Below are 15,399 nucleotides of genomic sequence, written 5' to 3'. Positions count from 1 at the left end.
TCAACACGGCGCCTCAAAGCGACTTCGCGGCCTCCATCGCCAGCGCGACCGAATGTTTGCGCGCGCCGTGATCGTACATCGAGGACGCCACGACGACCTCGTCGACGCCGGTGCGCGCGACGAAGGCCTTGAGCCCGTCGCGAATATCGTCGGCGGTGCCGACCGCCGAACATTGCAACACATGGTCGAGGATCGCGCGCGCATTGGGCGGCAGGCTGTCCTTGTAACCCGCGAGCGGCGGCTTCATCCGGCCGGGGTTGCCGGTGCGCAGCGCGACGAACGCCTGCTGCTGCGACGAGGCGAGCAGTTCGGCCTCTTCGCGCGTGTCGGCGGCAAAGATGTTGAACGCGGCGGCGGCATAAGGCTCCGACAATTGCTCCGACGGCTTGAACTGGCGGCGATAGAGTTCGAGCGCCTCGTCCAGCGCATCGGGCGCGAAATGGCTCGCAAAGGCATAGGGTAATCCGAGCATCGCCGCCAGCTGCGCGCCGAACAGGCTCGACCCGAGGATCCAGATCGGAATATTTGTCCCCTCCCCCGGCACCGCGCGGATGCCGAGCCGCTCGTCGCCGGCGAGGAAGGCCTGCAGTTCGACGACATCCTGCGGGAATTGCCGCTCGTCGCTGGCGAGGTTGCGGCGCAGCGCGCGGGCGACGACACCGTCGGACCCCGGCGCGCGGCCGAGGCCAAGGTCGATGCGGCCAGGGAACAACGCTTCCAGCGTGCCGAACTGCTCGGCGATCACCATCGGCGCATGGTTGGGCAGCATGATGCCCGCCGACCCGATGCGGATCGTCGAGGTCGCGTGCCCGATATGCGCGAGCACGACCGAGGTCGCTGCGCTGGCGATGCCCGCCATGCCGTGATGCTCGGCAACCCAATAGCGACCATAGCCGAGTGCCTCCGCGTGCCTCGCAAGATCAGCTGCGTTGGCGAGCGATTGAGCAATCGTCCCTGTGTCGGTGACGGGGACGAGGTCGAGCAGGGAGAGTTTCAGCATGAAACGGATATGCGGTCGCGAGGGGTGAGGTTCAAGCACCTCGTCGCCCCCGCGAAGGCGGGGGCCGCAATCGGTTTGCGCAGCGGCGAAGGAGAAGGCTGATAGCGGCCCCCGCCTTCGCGGGGGCGACGTGTCGTTATGCCCGCTCGTCCTTCGGTGATCCCATCAGCACATAGGTGGTGATCGCATTCACCTGTGGCAGCACGCCCAGCACCTCGGTGTGGAAATGCTTGTACGCCACTAGGTCCGCCGCCTCGACGCGCAATATATATTCGATCGTGCCGGTGATATTGTGGCATTCGCGCACTTCGGGCGCCACCGCCATCGCTGCCTCGAAATCGGCCTGCGACTGTTTGGTGTGCGACGACAGGCCGACGGTCACATAGGCGAGGAAGGTCAGCCCGAGCTTCGCGGGATCGATCACCGCGCGATAGCCCTTGATGACGCCGCTGCGTTCGAGCTCCTGCACGCGGCGCAGACAGGCCGAGGGCGACAGCCCCACGCGCTCGGCGAGTTCGAGGTTCGAGATTCGCCCGTCGCGCGACAGTTCGTGCAATATCTTGCGGCCAATGGCATCCATCTTGGTCATAGGTTGCAGAGTTTACCCGATCAAAGCCGATCTTTGCAATCCGCCGCGGATCGAAACGCATTATATTGCGCTGTATGGAACAGACCACTCTCGCCGCGCTCTCCGCCTTCGCGCTTGTCTCGTCTATCACGCCGGGACCGAACAACATGATGCTGATGGCATCGGGCGCCAATTTCGGCCTGCGCCGCACCGTGCCGCACGCGCTGGGGGTCGGCATCGGCTTTACGCTGATGATCGTCCTCGTCGGCGTCGGGCTGATGGGGCTGTTCGATCTGTTCCCGGTCCTGAACAGCATCCTCAAGGTGGTGAGCGTCGCCTATCTCCTCTGGCTCGCGTGGAAGATCGCCAACGCCGCCGCTCCCGATACCGGCGGCACCGCGCGCGGCAAGCCGATGAGCTTCTTCCAGGCCGTACTCTTCCAATGGGTCAATCCGAAGGCGTGGACGATGGCGCTCTCCGCGATCGCGCTCTACGCGCCCGACCGCAATTTCGCGGCGGTGCTGCTCGTCGCCTTGATCTTCGGGATCATCAACCTGCCCTCGACCAGCCTGTGGGCGGTGATGGGACAGGTGCTGCGCGGCTGGCTGTCGAGCCCGGCGCGGCTGAAGGCCTTCAACTGGACGATGGCGGCGCTGCTCGTCGGATCGCTTGCGCTTCTGATCTGATCGCCTATGCACCGGCGCGCCCCTCCCCTCGCGACCGGAGAAATGAAACATGCAAAGCCGCCGTCTCGGCAAGAGCGCCATCCATGTGTCCGATATCTGCATGGGAACGATGACCTTCGGCAGCCAGACCGACGAGGCCGAAGCGTTGCGCGTCCTCGACCGCTGCTTCGACGAGGGCATCAATTTCTACGACACCGCCGAGGGCTATCCGGTGCCGCCCGATACCAAATGGGTCGGCCGCACCGAGGAGATCGTCGGGCGCTGGCTGAAGACCAAGCCGCGCGACGCGATCATCCTCGCGACCAAGGTGTCGGGGCCGAGCCATGTCTGGTTCAAATCGCCGTGCCGGGGCGGCATGACCGCGCTCGACCGCAAGAACATCTTCCAGGCCATCGACGACAGCCTGACGCGGCTGCAGACCGATTATGTCGACCTCTACCAGACGCATTGGCCCGACCATGACGCCCCCTATGACGAGATGATGGACGCGCTCGACGAGCTCGTCCGCGTCGGCAAGGTGCGCATCCTCGGCTGCTCGAACGAGACGAGCTGGGGGCTGATGAAGTCGCTCGCGGCGTCGGAGCGGCTGGGCGTCGCCCGCTATCACACGATCCAGAATAATTTCAGCCTCAACAACCGCCGTTTCGAGGACGAGCTGAAACAGGTATGCCGGCAGGAAGGCGTCAGCCTGATCCCTTATTCGCCGCTCGCGGGCGGGGTGCTGTCGGGCAAATATCAGGGCGGCGCGACGCCGGAGGGCGCGCGCTTCTCGCGCTACCTGCAGATGCCGGGGCGCCAGGCCGCGATGGGGCGCCGCTTCGTCAACGACCGGAGCCTCGCCGCGACCGAACGCTATCTCGCCATCGCCGAAGAGGCCGGGCTGCACCCGGTGACGATGGCGACCGCCTGGTCGAAGCAGCATGATTTCGTCGCCTCGACGATCGTCGGGGTCAGCGCCTATGACCAGGTCGATCCGATCCTCGCGGCGAAGGAGCTGGTGCTGAGCGACGAGGTGATGACCGCGCTGCACCAGGTGAGCCGGGATATTCTCTACCCGATGGGGTGACCCACCTGCCTACTTCCGTTCGTGCTGAGCTTGTCGAAGCACCGTCCTTTCCTTTAAGAAAGAACGGCCCTTCGACAAGCTCAGGGCGAACGGGTTCGGGAAGCAGCATCGCTGATCCGCCGCAACGTCGGCCATTCCAGCACCAGCGCCTCGCCCACCCGCAGCGCGCGCCATTGCGCGGCCAACGCGTCAAAGGCCGCGAACACCGCCGGTCGCGCCGCGTCGATCGCCGCTTGCTCCCCATCGCTCAGCGTCCGCCTGACGCGCGCGGCCTCGCCCAGCGCGGCGCGCCGTTCGGCGCCGTCGGGCCGGTTCGCACTGCGCCAGCCGATGTCGAGCAGGAAGGCGGCCAATTCGGACAACTCGCCTTCGCGCCCCTGTCCCTCGATCAGCTTCTTTCCCTTGGCGACCTGTTTGCGCACCGTCCGCCGCTGTTCGCGTGCATCGGCCTTGCCGGACGCCGCCTCGACATGGAAAGACCCCGCGGTTCCGCCCGCCGCGATCTGCCCGAACACCCCGCCCTTCAGCCCCAGCACCGCCTCGACGACGAAATGCACCATGTCGTGTGGCACGTCGGCGTCGAACCCCGGCGCCGGGTCCATGACGAGCGTGGGGAGCCCCGCCCGCTCGATGCGCATCGAATAGCGGCGCGCGCCCGACCGGATGAAATGGACCTCCATATGCGCAGAGGCATTCAGCCGACGGACGGCGGAGGCCCCGCCTTGTCGTGGGGAATGGCGTCATGAATGACACCATGAGGCTTTTCCAAGCGAAACCCCTTGTCGTCGCCGACAATATCCGAATAGTCCGGCGTACCCGAACCGGCCGGAGCGACGTCGATCGTTCGCCGATGCACCCGCCTGGAAAGGCGTGGCACGGCGAATATCAACACAAAGGTGCCAGTTGCAACGAGGAGGAACAGGCCGGTCATATGCCCGCGCTCAGGCCAGTTCGGCCTTGAACAGTTCGAGCATCCGGCCCCACGCCTTTTCCGCCGCCGCCTCGTCATAGGCGCGGCCGTCGGGCGGGCACCAGCCGTGCATCGCGCCCTTGTAGACCTCGACCTCGTGCCAGTGCGGCGAGGGTGCGAGTGCGTCGTTCAGCCGGTTCTTCTCCTCGGGATCCTTCTGATCGTCATTGTCGGCGATCGCGAACAAATAGCCGGCATTGGTGTCGCCGATCAGCAGGTGCGGGCTGTCGGGCGCGTCGGTGGCGACGCCGCCGCCATGAAAGCTCGCCGCCGCGCCGACACGATTGGGATTCAGCGCCGCCGTATAGATGGTCATCGCACCGCCCATGCAATAGCCGGTGGTCCCGATCCGCCGCTTGGCATCGACCTCCTTCTGCGCGTCGAGGAAGGCGAGATACGCGGCCGCATCGGTGGTGACGAGCGTCCTGTCGAGCTGCTTCAGATAACCGAACAGCTTCTTCTGTATCTCGGGATCGCTCCAGTCGTTCGCCGCATCGACGACCGGCGATTTCTGCCAGCGATAGAAGGGATTCACGGTCAGCACCGCATAGCCCTCGCCCGCCAGCCGGTCGGCCATCTGGCGGAAGGCGGGGCGCAGCCCGCGGATGTCGGGCCACACCAGCACGCCCGGATGCGCACCCTCGGCGGGCGCGACGAAATAGGCGTCGGCGGTGCCGTCGGCGGTCGTGATCGCGACATCGCGCCGGGTCAGCACCCTGCCCGCGATCGCCCGCGCGGGCAGCGCCGCCAGCAGCGCGCCGGCACCCGCGAGCGCGGCAAAGCTGCGCCGCCCGACGGGCAGACCGGCTCGGTCGAGGTCAGCTTCGGTATCTTCGCTGCACATGGCATCTCTCCTTGGGGGGAAGTGACGGAAAACTGCGTAACTTTACACTGAATTCACATCGTCAGCTGCCGTTCCCCGGCGAAAGCCGGGGTCCAGCAGTTACGGCGCGCCATTCGTCCCTGGACCCCGGCTTTCGCCGGGGAACGGCAAAAAGGGTTCGCGCGAAAAGCGGCTGAAAACTAGGCAACTTTATACGGAAACGATGCGGGAAATGCGATCGAAGGGCGTCCATGGCGTAGACGCTAATGCGGCGACCTTTTTTAGGACAGCGGTTTTTCCGGTCGGGATGGAATCAGCGGCGCCCCTCCAGATCCTTGAAGATGTCGGGGGCCGACAGGTCGCGCGACGCCTTGTCCAGCACCGGATCGAAGTTATGCGCCTTGCCATAGCTTAGCCCGTCGCCGCCGACGGCCGCCTCTTCCCAGCGCGAGCCATCGCGCTCCGGCGCGTCGTCGAGCGCGTCGCGCGCGATCCGTTGTACCTCCTTCATTCGCCGCCACAGCCACACCGGCCACACGACGACCGCGCCGAACAGCATCAACGGCCACAGGATCGTCCACATCGCGCCTTCCCCTCGACAAATGGTCAGGCGGCGATGCTAATCTCTTCGAAAGCCATTGCAAGCCGATGCACCCCGACCGCGCGCAGCATGTCGCCATGCGCGGCGCGGTCGATGATATGCCCGGCGCCGCAGAAGCCGATGACGGTCATCCCCGCCGCCAGCGCCGCGCGGGCGCCGGTCGGCGAATCCTCGATGGCGAGGCACGAGGCCGGATCGACGCCCAGCCCCTTCGCGGCGGCGAGATAGATGTCCGGGTGCGGCTTGCCGCGATCCCAGCCGTCGGCGCTGTACACATGCTCGCCGAAATGATGGCCGAGCCCGAACAGGCCGAGCGCCCAGCCGATATAGTCCGCGCGGCTCGACGAAGCGATGGCGCGCGGCATGGTGCCGAGCGTATCGAGAAAAGCGGCTGCGCCTGGCACCGCATCGAACCCCTCCATGAAACGCGCCCGCGCCCGTGTCCGATGCCGCTCGCGAAAATCGGCGGGCAGCGACCGCCCGAAACGCGCCTCGATCCGCCGCTGCGTCTCCTGCCAATTATGGCCGTAATAGTCGCGCAAGCTCTCGTCATAGGTCGTCGGCATGCCGGCCGCGGTCAGGCTCTCGGCCAGCGACAGGTTCGCGCGCACCTCGCTGTCGGCGATCACGCCGTCGAAGTCGAAGATGATCGCGGCGAAAGTCATGCGAAACTCACTATCTTCATATTTGGCGCCCAAGCCTTGCGGGGACAGGAGACGGCATCATGAAATTCATTTCCCTGAAATCGCGCGGCGGCAATTATCTGGTGATCGCCGAAAATGTCGCCTGGCTCCGCGACCATGAAAACGGCCAGACGCAAGTCGGCATGGTCGGCGGCGCACCGTTGCTGGTCGCCGGCAGGATGGAGGACATCGCGGCAGCGATCCTGGAGCAGGCCAACGGCGCGGGTTAAGCCGCGAACGAACGCGGTGCGATCAAGCGATCACCGGACACGCGCCGACGACCGAACCTGGCTGGCGGGACACCAGCGCAGGCTTTCGTCGCCGGCGATGTCGTCCGAGGCGAACACGCGTTCGACCCCATCGACGCGGATGGTGGCGCCAAAGCCGGTATCCCAGACCGCGCCCCGCTTTTTCAAACCGCTCACCGGGTCCATCGCGTTGGGATTGAAGGGGTCAAGATCGATCCAGCCATAGCGTCGGCCGTCGAAATAGAAGATCATCTCGCTCGCACTGGAGCATGGAGCCGCGACCGGCACATAATGTCCCGGCCGAATGTTGAAGGGCGCGACCGGCGCTGGAAGCGCGGCGGGTTGCGCCGCCTCCGGCGCGACCGTCGGCGCCGCCAGCGGCGCGCGCTGGCGTACCAGTTCCTGCGTCCTGGCGGGCAGAACGGCGAAGTCGCATTTCTTGAACCGGCTTTCGCTCACCTCGACCCGGCCGCCGATATATCCGCTGCCATAGCTAACAAAGCGGGTCATGAAGCTGCCCGGGCCGAGCGATTTTACCGACAGGTCGCCATCGACCGACGTGTTGTCGTCGAACCAGGCGTTGGTGTAACCATTCTTTCCGGCCGCCGTCCGCAGGATCGTCTGCAGCCCGCCGGTCGGACCGGCGCCGTCGAACCCTATCGAACCATAGCCGACCCCGTCGTAAACCGTGACGAAGGTGGCCGTGCTGCACACGTCCCCGGCGTCGATCCAGACGCCCTTTTCGATCGGCAGCTTGCCCGCGGCCGGAGGCGGGGCGGCCGCCGCCGCGGTCGCCATCGCCGCGGTCGCCATCGCCGCGGTCGCCATCGCCGCGGTCAAAATGCCCATCCACCGCATCGCCAGTTCTCCCCGTTCCTCGCCGATCGTACCGGGATAACGGCGGCGGAAGTGATTGTGAAGTCAATATATCTTTTGCCAGGCTCTACTCCACCGTCACCGACTTCGCCAGATTGCGCGGCTGATCGACGTCGGTCCCCTTCGCCACCGCCACATGATAGGCGAGCAGTTGCACCGGCACCGCGTACACCAGCGGTGCGATCAGCGGGTGGACCTTGGGCATCTCGATCGTCGCCATGCAGCCGTCGCCGGCTTCGGCGAGGCCCTCGGCGTCGCTGATCAGGACGATCTTGCCGCCGCGCGCCATGACCTCCTGCATGTTGCTGACGGTTTTTTCGAACAAGGGCCCGCTTGGCGCGAGGACGATCACCGGGACCGCCTCGTCGATCAGCGCGATCGGCCCGTGCTTCATCTCGCCCGAGGCATAGCCTTCGGCGTGGATGTAGCTGATTTCCTTGAGCTTGAGCGCGCCTTCGAGCGCGAGCGGATAGTCGGGGCCGCGGCCGAGATAGAGCACGTCGCGCGCCGGGGCGACGAGATGCGCCATCGCCGCGATCTCCTCGTCATGGCTCAGCGCGGCGTTGAGCGCGGCGGGCGCCTCGATCAGGTGGCGGACGATGTCGCGTTCTTCCTCGGCGCTGAGCTTGCCCTTCCTGAGCGCGAGATGCGCGGCGAGCGCGGCGAGCACCGCGAGCTGGCAGGTGAAGGCCTTGGTCGAGGCGACGCCGATCTCCGGCCCCGCGTGGGTCGGCAGCAGCAGGTCGGCCTCGCGCGCCATGCTGCTCGTCGGCACGTTGACCACCACCGCGATCGTCTGCCCATTCGCCTTGCAGTGGCGCAGCGCCGCGAGCGTATCGGCGGTCTCGCCCGATTGCGAGATGAAGAGCGCGAGCCCGCCGGGCTGGAGCACCGGGTCGCGGTAGCGGAACTCCGACGCGACATCGATATCGACCGGCACGCGCGCGAAGGTCTCGAACCAATATTTGGCGACCATGCCGGCGTAGAAGCTGGTGCCGCACGCGACGATGGTGATGCGGTCGATCTTGCTGAGGTCGAAATCCATCTGCGGCAGCGCGACCGTCTGTTCGAGCGGGCGGATGTAGGAGGAGAGCGTCTGCGCGACCACGGTCGGCTGCTCGAAAATCTCCTTCTGCATGAAGTGGCGGTAATTGCCCTTCTCGACCGCCGCCGCGGTGACGCCGCTGGTCGTGATCTCGCGCGTGACGGGGTTGTTCGCGCTATCGTAGATTTGCGCGCCGTCGCGGGTGATGACGACCCAGTCGCCCTCGTCGAGATAGGCGATCTTCTGCGTCAGCGGCGCGAGCGCGAGCGCGTCCGAGCCGAGATAGGTCTCGCCTTCGCCGTAGCCGACGACGAGCGGCGAACCGAGCCGCGCGCCGATCAGCAGGTCGGGGTGCCGGCGAAAAGCGATGGCGAGCGCGAAGGCGCCGCGCAGTTGCGGCAGCACCGCCTGCACCGCCTCCTGCGGCGACTTGCCCGCCTCGACCTGTTCGCTGACGAGGTGCGCGACGACCTCGGTATCGGTCTCGCTCTCGAAGCTGCGCCCGCGCGCCTGCAATGCTTCGCGCAGCGGCTTGAAATTCTCGATGATGCCATTGTGGACCAGCGCCACCTCACCCGTCGCGTGCGGGTGCGCGTTGCTCGTCGTCGGCGCGCCGTGGGTCGCCCAGCGCGTGTGTGCGATGCCGACGAGGCCGGGCGCGGGGTTGCCCGCCAGCTCCTTCACCAGATTGTTGAGCTTGCCCTCGGCGCGGCGGCGGACGAGCTGGCCACCCTCGACGGTGCACACGCCCGCCGAATCATAGCCGCGATATTCCATGCGCCTGAGGCCATCGACCAGCCGGTCCGCGACCTGATCCTTGCCGACAATTCCGATGATTCCGCACATGTGGGTCTGGCTTTCGTCCTAGAAGCTGTAGGGAACGCGAATGCCCGGCATCGCTGCCGGGAAATCCTTGGCATTTCGTGTCACAAGAACGCGGCCACGGGTGAGCGCGGTTGCCAATATGATGGCGTCCATCGCCTTCAATCGCGGCCTTTCCCGCCTCAACGCTGCGGCGCGCTCACTGATTTCGGCATCGATTTCGTCCACGCCGAACCCCAACAAAAGCGTTTCGACGCGCCGAAGGCCATCGCCTTCGCCCTTGGACATGACTTCGATCCACACGGCGCGGCTGATCCAGACACGGCCTCTTTGCGCCGCGCGCTCCAGTTCCGCACGTGCTTGAGGAAACCCCTGAGCAGGTCGATTATGATATTGCTGTCGAAAGCGAAGCCGCTCACTTTTTCTGGCGCTTCTTCGGCTTCACTTTCGGATCGCCATCGGAGAACAGCTCAAGAGCCTTTTCCAGCCCGGGATAGCCTTCACCCAATTTCATTCCATACTCGGCCATCCACGCTTTGTGAATCTCATGCTCGCGATCATCCCGCTCGTCGAAGAGATCGGGAAATTCGGCCCGCACTTCGGGGTAATCTGGATCCCAAGGTCGCGTAGACCCCGCCCGTTCCCGCCGCTGCCATTCGACAGCGTCGCCGATATCCGTGCGGTCCTTCCATGCTCCGAATCCCGCCTCGATCCAATCCAACGGCGCCTGAGGACGATAGGCCGATACCGCGTCGCGCAGCACTGCGGCACGCGACTTGCCCTGCTCGGCCGCGAGCTGGTCGAGCCACTTGATGTCCTCGTCGGGCAGGTCGGCAAGAATGCGCGTCATTGATATATTGATATCATATCATGATATCATGTCAAGGCCTGCCGAAATTCCGATCCACAAAGTACATCGCAAATTGCACCGGATCGGGCGCTTCGCCATTGCCGGCCTCGAACCGTGCCTTGCCGTCGGTCCAGATTTTCAGGATCTGCGCCGGAAGATCGGGCGCGAATTTCATCTGCTTCGCGACGATCTGCGGCCATGTGCCCTTGATCCCGAAGCTCTTTTCGAGGCTCGGCACCATCGCCGTGCAATAGGCGTCGGTCGCCTCATCGAGATGCCCGATCGCCTTCAGCACATAGGCATCGACGAAGCGCAGGAAGGGCTTTCCGGTATAACGGTCGGTCATTTCTTTTCCGCCGCCTTCTTCTTGCGCATCGTGTCGTGGAAGCGGTCGGCCCAGCCGGGCTTCACGAGCTGCTCGGCGCGGACCATGCGCAGGTCGCCGTCGCCGACGTCGCGCGCCACCGCGCTGCCCGCGGCGACGATCGCGTCGCGGCCGATGGTGACGGGGGCGATCAGCGCGCTGTTGCTGCCGATGAAGGCGTTCTCGCCGATCACCGTCTGATATTTGAAATAGCCGTCATAATTGCAGGTGATCGTGCCCGCGCCTATATTCGCGCCCGCGCCGACGATCGCGTCGCCGAGATAGGTCAGATGGTTCGCCTTGGCGCCCTTGCCCAGCACCGCCTTCTTCATCTCGACGAAATTGCCGACCTTGGCCTTTTCCTCGAGCACCGCACCGGGGCGCAGCCGCGCGAAGGGGCCGACCTCGCAGCCCGCGCCGATCGTCGCGCCCTCGATATGGCTGTTGGCGCGGATCTTCACGCCGTCCGCCACCGTCACGCCGGGGCCGAAGAAGACATTGGGCTCGATCAGGACGTCGCGGCCGAGCTGCGTATCCCAGGCGAACCAGACGGTCTCGGGGGCGATCAGGCTGGCGCCGTCCACCATCGCCTGCGCCCGGCGGCGCGCCTGCCACTCGCCTTCCATCGCGGCGAGTTCGCCGCGGCTGTTGATGCCCGCAACGTCATAGGGGTCGGTGACGACGACCGCGCAATGCCGCCCGTCGGCGTTGGCGATATTGACGATATCGACGAGGTAGAACTCCCCGGCCGCATTGTCGTCGGTGACGCGTGCGAGCAGCGCGAACAGATCGGCCGACTTCGCCGCCATCAGCCCCGAATTGCACAGCGTCACCGCGCGCTCCTCGGGCGTCGCATCCTTGTGCTCGACCATCCTGGTCACATAGTCGCCCTCGGTAATGACGCGGCCGTATTGCTGCGCATCGGCGGGCTCGAAGGCGAGCACCACGACCGCGGGCGCGTCCGGGGCGTTCAGCCGGTCGATCATCGCCTGCATCGTCGACGTGGGGACAAAGGGCACGTCGCCGTAGAGGATCAGCACATCGCCGTCGAAGCCGGCGAGCGCCGCCTCGGTCTGCTGCACCGCGTGGCCGGTGCCGAGCTGCGGTTCCTGCACCGCAAGGTCGGCGCTGCCCGCCAATGCGGCTTCGATCTGATCGGCCTTGTCGCCGACAATCACGACCTTCTTCGCGGGGTTCAGCGCGTCGACACTGGCCATCAGGTGCAGCAGCATCGGCCGGCCCGCGATCGGATGCAGCACCTTGTGCAGGTCGGACTTCATGCGGGTGCCCTTGCCCGCGGCAAGGATGACGGCGGCGATCGGATTGCTCATGCGCGCCGCCATGCCAGCAAATCGTTGCGGTTTCCAGACCGTCGCGCCATGCGGGGCCGATGAGAGATTTCCCCTTTGCTATCGTCGGCTTCGATCTCGACGGTACCCTGGTCGATACCGCCGGCGATCTGACCGCCGGCGTGAACCACGCCCTGAGCCTCGCCGCGCGCGCGCCACTCGACGTTGAACAGGTGCGGCCGATGATCGGGCTCGGCGGACGTCACATGCTCGAACAGGGGCTGCTCGCGACCGGCGGCGTGCCCGGCGGCGATTTCGAGCGGCTGTTTCGCGAATTCCTCCGCCATTATGAAGCGAATATCGCGGTTCACAGCCGCCCCTTCCCGAGCCTGATCGACGCGCTCGACCGGCTCGACACGCTGGGCGTGAAGACCGCGGTGGTGACCAACAAGAGCGAGAAGCTGGCTCATATCCTGCTCGGCGAACTCGGCCTCGCCGACCGTATGGCAACGATCATCGGCGGCGACACGCTGGGGCCGGGCAACGCCAAGCCCTCCCCCGCCCCGGTGCTCGAAATGATCGCCCGCTGCGGCGGCGGGCGCGCGGCCTTTGTCGGGGACAGCATTTACGATGTGACCGCCGCCAACCGCGCCGGAGTAACCAGCATCCTTGTCGGCTTCGGCTTCCTCGACCGCCCGTCCGCAGAGTTCGGTGCCGACCATGTCATCGGTCATTATGACGAGCTGGTCCCGCTTCTCGAAACGCTTTAGGCTGTATCGACATTCAGTCCTGGCGGCCTGCAAATGGCGGCTTTCCGCGCTTCCGGTGCTCACGCACATGGAGTGCGCTGCGCTCCGGGTCACCGAAAACCACCATTTTCAGCTCGCCATCTTCTGAATGTCGATGCAGCCTAGCCCTTCCGCCACTTGGTCCACAAATGCCGCGCCAGCATCGTCGGCGGCATGCGCAGCCAGTGCGAGCGGATGTAGAAAGCCTGTTGCAGCAACGGATCGGTCGCGCGGCCCCAATCGTCACGCGCGAGCAGGCGGCGCTGGTAGCGCCCGTCGCCCGGCGGGTGGCTGTTCCATCCCGACGGCAGCCGGGTGCCGTAGAGGTCGCGCGCCAGCCGCGCCGCGCGGTGGACCGCCCGCTCCAGCCCGTGCATCTCCGCCCGCTCGTCGAGCTTGCCCCAGAAGCCGCGGTCGAGCGCGGCGAATTCGCCCGTCAGCGCATGGAAATCCCAGAGGTTGCGCAAGCCCCCCTGCAAATCGCCATCGGCGATCAGATGCGCCGCGCAATGGCACGCCATATCGGTGGGGCACAGGACCGCGAACCCGCCGGCGGTCCGCACGGCATCGCTGACCAGCGCCAGCGCGTCGGGAGTCACCCGGTGCGTCCGCGGCAGGATCGTGTGATGCACGTCGATCATCCGGTCGCGGGCCTTGTGGATCAGCGGCGGCAACTCGTGCATGTGCCGGCGGTAATAGGCGTCGTCATAGGCGTCTTCCTTCACCCATTCCCACCCCGCGACCAGCAGCGCATTTTCGGCGCGCCCGAGGTCATGCCAGGGGACGAGGATGTCGAGGTCGCCGATCTGCCGTCCCGCCGCGCAGGCGAGACCGGCCGCGGCATAGGCCGTGCCCTTGAGCAGCACGAATTCGACGCCGTGCGGCGCCAGCGCGCGGCGCGCCATTTCGGCTTCCCACAAGGCCTGCTTCGTCGCAACGGCGGCGGCGGCACGGCAGTCGGCGAAGAGCCACGCCACCGGACCGGGCACCTCGCCATCCTCCACCCGGTGCGCCAGCGTACCGAGCAGCACCTCGGCACGCGCGACGCCGATCACGCCGTCCCATTCGCGCGGCGCCAGATCGGCGGCGGGGCGGCGGCCCGCGAGCAGATCGACCAGCGTCTCGACCGCGCTCATCGCACCGCCTCGGCCCAAAGCTGCTCGACGATCGCCATGCCCCTCGCGCTGTCGGGATAGGATATGGTGAAGGCCGGCGTCTCGCGCACGAAGCGGGACAATGCGGCAAAACCCGCTTCGCCCAGCGTGACATAGTTAGTCGAGGCTTCGGTCAGCCGCACGAACGCCTCGCCTTCGCCAAGCCGCTCGATCGCGGGAGCGCCGCCGAAGCGCGGGAAAAGCAGCAGCGCGGGACGCACCGGTTCGTGCATCGCAGCGATCGCGTCGGCGCGCGGGATCAGGTGGCGGATATCGCCCTTGGGCGTCCCGGCGAGGAGCGGGCCGAGCCGTTCCGGGCCGACGCGCGCCGCGACTTCGGCGATCGCCTCGTTCTTCAGGCTGACCGCACGCGGAAAGGCCAGCGCGTCCCCGCTCCCCGGATCGACCAGCGTGAACTCGTCGCCCATCAGCCGCCAGCCGCCCTCGCCGAGCAGCGCCGCGAGGGTCGATTTGCCCGACCCGGATTCGCCCGACACGATGACCGCGCGGCCATCCTTCGCGACCGCGCTGGCATGGAACAGCAGGTGCCGCCGCCAGCCCAATGCGACCTGCAAATTCATCCCCATTTCGGCGGCGAGCAGCCCCATCGACAGCGGCAGCGGCAGCGCGTCGGGGACGATATAATCGCCGCCGATATGCACCGAGGGGCGCAGCCAGCGCCGCCAAGGCCGCGCCGCGAACAGCCGCACCGTCGCGTCGGCGGGGCGATCCCTGTCCCGCGGGTAGCCGGCATAGAGGCGGTCCAGCGCCGCGATCGGTGCCGCCCAGTCGCTGCCGATGCGAAACTGGACCGGGCCGACCTCGATGCGGGTTCGATGCCTCACGCGCGCTCCACTAGCCCCATCGCCGCCAGTTCGTCGAGCCGTTCGGACAGGATCGCCGCGGCATCGCCCTCGCCGTCGAGGTCGAAGCGGTCGGCAAGGCGGGCGGCGAGCGTCGCGGCGTCGCATGGCCCGGCCGCCAGCGCCGCCAGAATTTCGGGCATGGGCTGCGTCACCAGATGCGTCTGCATCGAACGCCGGTCGAAAATCGCGGTGAGGTCGCCGAGCGGCTCGACACGCAGCGCGCCCTCCTCCGCCGCGCGATAAAAGGGGTCAGCCATAATCTTCGGCGGCGGCGGTCAGCTTGGCGAGGATGGCGAGCAGGGTCGCGCGCTCGGCGGCGGTGATGTTCGATTCGAGCCGCGCTTCGCTGGCGAGCGCGGCGGGCACGATGGCGTCGTAGAGTTCACGCCCGGTGGCGGTCAGGTCGAGGTGGTGCGAACGCCCGTCGGCCTCATGCGCCTGGCGCGCGATCAGCTGGCGGTCGTGGAGCGCCTTTGCCGCGCGGTTGACCGTTACCTTGTCCATGCGCGTCGCCTCGACCAGTTCGCGCTGGGTCTTGGGCTTGCCCTCGCCCAGCACCGCCATCAGCCGCCATTCGGGGATCTTGAGCCCGAAGCGGTTCTGATATTCGGCGGCGATCCGCTCCGACAGCGCGTTCGACGCGATCGACAGGCGGTAGGGCAGGAAATTGTCGAGGTTCAGTTTCTTGGCGGCCATGGCC

21 protein-coding genes are annotated in these 15,399 nt (G+C 66.5%); 4 read left to right on the top strand and 17 right to left on the bottom strand.

Going from position 1 to position 15,399, the window contains the following annotated elements; all coding sequences use genetic code 11:
* Positions 1-13 precede the first annotated feature (13 nt).
* Both N0A20_RS05900 and N0A20_RS05895 read right to left on the bottom strand, forming a co-directional pair.
* Entirely contained in the window at positions 14-1,000 is a 987-nt protein-coding gene (locus N0A20_RS05900) for an LLM class flavin-dependent oxidoreductase (RefSeq protein ID WP_260583035.1), read from the bottom strand.
* A gap of 136 nt (positions 1,001-1,136) precedes the next feature.
* Entirely contained in the window at positions 1,137-1,589 is a 453-nt protein-coding gene (locus tag N0A20_RS05895; protein WP_260583033.1) for an Lrp/AsnC family transcriptional regulator, read from the bottom strand.
* Positions 1,590-1,663: 74 nt separating this feature from the next.
* On the opposite strand from N0A20_RS05895, the gene N0A20_RS05890 reads away from it, so the two are divergent.
* Both N0A20_RS05890 and N0A20_RS05885 read left to right on the top strand, forming a co-directional pair.
* Positions 1,664-2,254: a LysE family translocator gene (locus tag N0A20_RS05890; RefSeq protein ID WP_260583032.1), complete on the top strand. Its 591-nt coding sequence runs from the start codon at positions 1,664-1,666 to the stop codon at positions 2,252-2,254.
* A 49-nt stretch (positions 2,255-2,303) separates the two neighbouring features.
* Positions 2,304-3,320, top strand: a complete 1,017-nt coding sequence (locus N0A20_RS05885; RefSeq protein WP_260583031.1) for an aldo/keto reductase — start codon at positions 2,304-2,306, stop codon at positions 3,318-3,320.
* 80 nt (positions 3,321-3,400) lie between these two features.
* On the opposite strand, the gene N0A20_RS05880 is transcribed toward N0A20_RS05885, so the two are convergent.
* The 5 genes from N0A20_RS05880 to N0A20_RS05860 form a co-directional block, all read right to left on the bottom strand.
* Positions 3,401-4,000, bottom strand: coding sequence for a hypothetical protein (locus tag N0A20_RS05880; RefSeq protein WP_260583030.1), 600 nt, complete (start codon positions 3,998-4,000; stop codon positions 3,401-3,403).
* Between the two features lie 14 nt (positions 4,001-4,014).
* On the bottom strand, positions 4,015-4,251 hold the full coding sequence (locus tag N0A20_RS05875) for a hypothetical protein (protein WP_260583029.1): 237 nt from the start codon (positions 4,249-4,251) through the stop codon (positions 4,015-4,017).
* Positions 4,252-4,261: 10 nt separating this feature from the next.
* Positions 4,262-5,134: a dienelactone hydrolase family protein gene (locus tag N0A20_RS05870; protein ID WP_260583028.1), complete on the bottom strand. Its 873-nt coding sequence runs from the start codon at positions 5,132-5,134 to the stop codon at positions 4,262-4,264.
* Between the two features lie 292 nt (positions 5,135-5,426).
* Positions 5,427-5,696 (bottom strand): hypothetical protein, encoded by a 270-nt coding sequence (locus N0A20_RS05865; protein WP_260583027.1) that lies wholly within the window; start codon positions 5,694-5,696, stop codon positions 5,427-5,429.
* A 23-nt stretch (positions 5,697-5,719) separates the two neighbouring features.
* On the bottom strand, positions 5,720-6,379 hold the full coding sequence (locus N0A20_RS05860; RefSeq protein ID WP_260583026.1) for an HAD family hydrolase: 660 nt from the start codon (positions 6,377-6,379) through the stop codon (positions 5,720-5,722).
* Between the two features lie 59 nt (positions 6,380-6,438).
* Between N0A20_RS05860 and N0A20_RS05855 the strand changes: the two genes are divergently transcribed.
* On the top strand, positions 6,439-6,627 hold the full coding sequence (locus N0A20_RS05855) for a hypothetical protein (RefSeq protein ID WP_260583025.1): 189 nt from the start codon (positions 6,439-6,441) through the stop codon (positions 6,625-6,627).
* Between the two features lie 30 nt (positions 6,628-6,657).
* Here N0A20_RS05855 and N0A20_RS05850 read toward each other — a convergent pair whose 3' ends face one another.
* The 6 genes from N0A20_RS05850 to glmU all read right to left on the bottom strand — a co-directional run bounded on the left by N0A20_RS05850 (position 6,658) and on the right by glmU (position 11,933).
* Positions 6,658-7,494 carry a hypothetical protein gene (locus N0A20_RS05850; protein WP_260583024.1) on the bottom strand — a complete coding sequence of 279 codons (837 nt, stop codon included), beginning with the start codon at positions 7,492-7,494 and terminating at the stop codon, positions 6,658-6,660.
* Positions 7,495-7,588: 94 nt separating this feature from the next.
* Complete coding sequence (glmS, locus tag N0A20_RS05845) at positions 7,589-9,412, bottom strand: glutamine--fructose-6-phosphate transaminase (isomerizing) (RefSeq protein WP_260583023.1); 1,824 nt, start codon at positions 9,410-9,412, stop codon at positions 7,589-7,591.
* A gap of 18 nt (positions 9,413-9,430) precedes the next feature.
* Positions 9,431-9,691 carry a PIN domain-containing protein gene (locus N0A20_RS05840; protein WP_312846604.1) on the bottom strand — a complete coding sequence of 87 codons (261 nt, stop codon included), beginning with the start codon at positions 9,689-9,691 and terminating at the stop codon, positions 9,431-9,433.
* 112 nt (positions 9,692-9,803) lie between these two features.
* On the bottom strand, positions 9,804-10,238 hold the full coding sequence (locus N0A20_RS05835) for a ribbon-helix-helix domain-containing protein (protein ID WP_260583022.1): 435 nt from the start codon (positions 10,236-10,238) through the stop codon (positions 9,804-9,806).
* A gap of 31 nt (positions 10,239-10,269) precedes the next feature.
* The gene (locus N0A20_RS05830) at positions 10,270-10,584 is read right to left on the bottom strand and encodes a hypothetical protein (protein WP_260583021.1); all 315 of its coding nucleotides are present in this window, start codon (positions 10,582-10,584) and stop codon (positions 10,270-10,272) included.
* Positions 10,581-11,933: a bifunctional UDP-N-acetylglucosamine diphosphorylase/glucosamine-1-phosphate N-acetyltransferase GlmU gene (glmU, locus tag N0A20_RS05825; protein ID WP_260583020.1), complete on the bottom strand. Its 1,353-nt coding sequence runs from the start codon at positions 11,931-11,933 to the stop codon at positions 10,581-10,583. Before glmU ends, N0A20_RS05830 begins: the two co-directional genes overlap by 4 nt.
* 59 nt (positions 11,934-11,992) lie before the next feature.
* Between glmU and N0A20_RS05820 the strand changes: the two genes are divergently transcribed.
* Entirely contained in the window at positions 11,993-12,661 is a 669-nt protein-coding gene (locus tag N0A20_RS05820) for an HAD-IA family hydrolase (protein WP_260583019.1), read from the top strand.
* A gap of 140 nt (positions 12,662-12,801) precedes the next feature.
* Here N0A20_RS05820 and N0A20_RS05815 read toward each other — a convergent pair whose 3' ends face one another.
* The 4 genes from N0A20_RS05815 to N0A20_RS05800 are packed head-to-tail and all read right to left on the bottom strand — an operon-like array spanning position 12,802 to position 15,395.
* On the bottom strand, positions 12,802-13,815 hold the full coding sequence (locus N0A20_RS05815; RefSeq protein ID WP_260583018.1) for a nucleotidyltransferase family protein: 1,014 nt from the start codon (positions 13,813-13,815) through the stop codon (positions 12,802-12,804).
* Positions 13,812-14,678, bottom strand: a complete 867-nt coding sequence (locus tag N0A20_RS05810; protein ID WP_260583017.1) for an HprK-related kinase A — start codon at positions 14,676-14,678, stop codon at positions 13,812-13,814. The genes N0A20_RS05815 and N0A20_RS05810 overlap by 4 nt, the downstream gene beginning before the upstream one ends.
* Positions 14,675-14,956, bottom strand: coding sequence for an HPr-rel-A system PqqD family peptide chaperone (locus N0A20_RS05805; protein WP_260583016.1), 282 nt, complete (start codon positions 14,954-14,956; stop codon positions 14,675-14,677). Before N0A20_RS05805 ends, N0A20_RS05810 begins: the two co-directional genes overlap by 4 nt.
* The gene (locus N0A20_RS05800; RefSeq protein WP_260583015.1) at positions 14,949-15,395 is read right to left on the bottom strand and encodes a MarR family winged helix-turn-helix transcriptional regulator; all 447 of its coding nucleotides are present in this window, start codon (positions 15,393-15,395) and stop codon (positions 14,949-14,951) included. The genes N0A20_RS05805 and N0A20_RS05800 overlap by 8 nt, the downstream gene beginning before the upstream one ends.
* Between the last annotated feature and the right edge of the window lie 4 nt (positions 15,396-15,399).

The sequence above is a fragment of the Sphingopyxis sp. PET50 genome, from assembly GCF_025244705.1.
In the GTDB taxonomy this organism is placed as follows: Bacteria; Pseudomonadota; Alphaproteobacteria; order Sphingomonadales; family Sphingomonadaceae; genus Sphingopyxis.
Note: the sequence above shows the minus strand (reverse complement) of the source record. Positions and strands in the feature narration are given on the sequence as shown.

What these genes read in the sequence shown, in the direction of transcription:
- N0A20_RS05900 (WP_260583035.1), bottom strand. Translation starts at nt 1,000, where the DNA reads ATGCTGAAACTCTCCCTGCTCGACCTCGTCCCCGTCACCGACACAGGG.
- N0A20_RS05895 (WP_260583033.1), bottom strand. Translation starts at nt 1,589, where the DNA reads ATGACCAAGATGGATGCCATTGGCCGCAAGATATTGCACGAACTGTCG.
- N0A20_RS05890 (WP_260583032.1), top strand. Translation starts at nt 1,664, where the DNA reads ATGGAACAGACCACTCTCGCCGCGCTCTCCGCCTTCGCGCTTGTCTCG.
- N0A20_RS05885 (WP_260583031.1), top strand. Translation starts at nt 2,304, where the DNA reads ATGCAAAGCCGCCGTCTCGGCAAGAGCGCCATCCATGTGTCCGATATC.
- N0A20_RS05880 (WP_260583030.1), bottom strand. Translation starts at nt 4,000, where the DNA reads ATGGAGGTCCATTTCATCCGGTCGGGCGCGCGCCGCTATTCGATGCGC.
- N0A20_RS05875 (WP_260583029.1), bottom strand. Translation starts at nt 4,251, where the DNA reads ATGACCGGCCTGTTCCTCCTCGTTGCAACTGGCACCTTTGTGTTGATA.
- N0A20_RS05870 (WP_260583028.1), bottom strand. Translation starts at nt 5,134, where the DNA reads ATGTGCAGCGAAGATACCGAAGCTGACCTCGACCGAGCCGGTCTGCCC.
- N0A20_RS05865 (WP_260583027.1), bottom strand. Translation starts at nt 5,696, where the DNA reads ATGTGGACGATCCTGTGGCCGTTGATGCTGTTCGGCGCGGTCGTCGTG.
- N0A20_RS05860 (WP_260583026.1), bottom strand. Translation starts at nt 6,379, where the DNA reads ATGACTTTCGCCGCGATCATCTTCGACTTCGACGGCGTGATCGCCGAC.
- N0A20_RS05855 (WP_260583025.1), top strand. Translation starts at nt 6,439, where the DNA reads ATGAAATTCATTTCCCTGAAATCGCGCGGCGGCAATTATCTGGTGATC.
- N0A20_RS05850 (WP_260583024.1), bottom strand. Translation starts at nt 7,494, where the DNA reads ATGGGCATTTTGACCGCGGCGATGGCGACCGCGGCGATGGCGACCGCG.
- glmS (WP_260583023.1), bottom strand. Translation starts at nt 9,412, where the DNA reads ATGTGCGGAATCATCGGAATTGTCGGCAAGGATCAGGTCGCGGACCGG.
- N0A20_RS05835 (WP_260583022.1), bottom strand. Translation starts at nt 10,238, where the DNA reads ATGACGCGCATTCTTGCCGACCTGCCCGACGAGGACATCAAGTGGCTC.
- N0A20_RS05830 (WP_260583021.1), bottom strand. Translation starts at nt 10,584, where the DNA reads ATGACCGACCGTTATACCGGAAAGCCCTTCCTGCGCTTCGTCGATGCC.
- glmU (WP_260583020.1), bottom strand. Translation starts at nt 11,933, where the DNA reads ATGAGCAATCCGATCGCCGCCGTCATCCTTGCCGCGGGCAAGGGCACC.
- N0A20_RS05820 (WP_260583019.1), top strand. Translation starts at nt 11,993, where the DNA reads ATGAGAGATTTCCCCTTTGCTATCGTCGGCTTCGATCTCGACGGTACC.
- N0A20_RS05815 (WP_260583018.1), bottom strand. Translation starts at nt 13,815, where the DNA reads ATGAGCGCGGTCGAGACGCTGGTCGATCTGCTCGCGGGCCGCCGCCCC.
- N0A20_RS05805 (WP_260583016.1), bottom strand. Translation starts at nt 14,956, where the DNA reads ATGGCTGACCCCTTTTATCGCGCGGCGGAGGAGGGCGCGCTGCGTGTC.
- N0A20_RS05800 (WP_260583015.1), bottom strand. Translation starts at nt 15,395, where the DNA reads ATGGCCGCCAAGAAACTGAACCTCGACAATTTCCTGCCCTACCGCCTG.